Here is a 543-nt window from a genome sequence, read left to right as displayed (position 1 = left end):
CGAGCAACGACCAGCGCGCAGTGACCCTGGTTCGCTCCATGATCAAGCTGTCGCACGAAATGGGCTATCGCGTGGTTGCCGAAGGTGTGGAAACGGCGGAAGCCCTGGAACTCCTCAAAGCCATGGGCTGTGAAGAAGCGCAGGGCTACCTGTTTTCGCGCCCGCTCGAAGCGGCTGATTTCGAGCGCGTTCTCCGCCTTGGCGGCGCGTTGCAGCCGGCGTTGAGCGACGCAGCCTGAGGTCACATCGCAGCCAGATCTGTGTGCTAAAAGAAGGCCACCGTCCTTCTTGAACTGGTAGGTTCATGGCCACACTTGCCGACGTTGCCGCCCGCGCGGGTTGTTCACTGGCCACCGCCAGCCGCGCTTTGACCAGGAGCGGCGCGGTCAGCGAAAGCATGGTTCGCCGCGTCGCCAAGGCTGCGGCGGAACTCGGCTATCGCGCACCATCAGGCGCTTCCGGTGCAAGCGCGCGCCGCCGTGCCGTGGTCGGCGTGCTCATCCCCAGCATCACCAATCCGGTGTTCGCGACGTCCGTGTCGGT

2 protein-coding genes are annotated in these 543 nt (G+C 64.6%); both read left to right on the top strand.

Going from position 1 to position 543, the window contains the following annotated elements; translation table 11 throughout:
• Nucleotides 1-239 (top strand): EAL domain-containing protein (locus RTX98_RS07300; RefSeq protein ID WP_312795647.1); only part of this gene is annotated, 239 nt, incomplete at its 5' end.
• 65 nt (nt 240-304) lie between these two features.
• The coding region (locus tag RTX98_RS07295; protein ID WP_312795646.1) for a LacI family DNA-binding transcriptional regulator at nt 305-543 on the top strand (239 nt) is incomplete at its 3' end.

The organism is Tianweitania sp., from assembly GCF_032053605.1.
GTDB lineage: Bacteria > Pseudomonadota > Alphaproteobacteria > Rhizobiales > Rhizobiaceae > Tianweitania.
The sequence above is the reverse complement of the archived record's forward strand: the minus strand, read 5'-3'. Positions and strand labels throughout refer to the sequence as shown.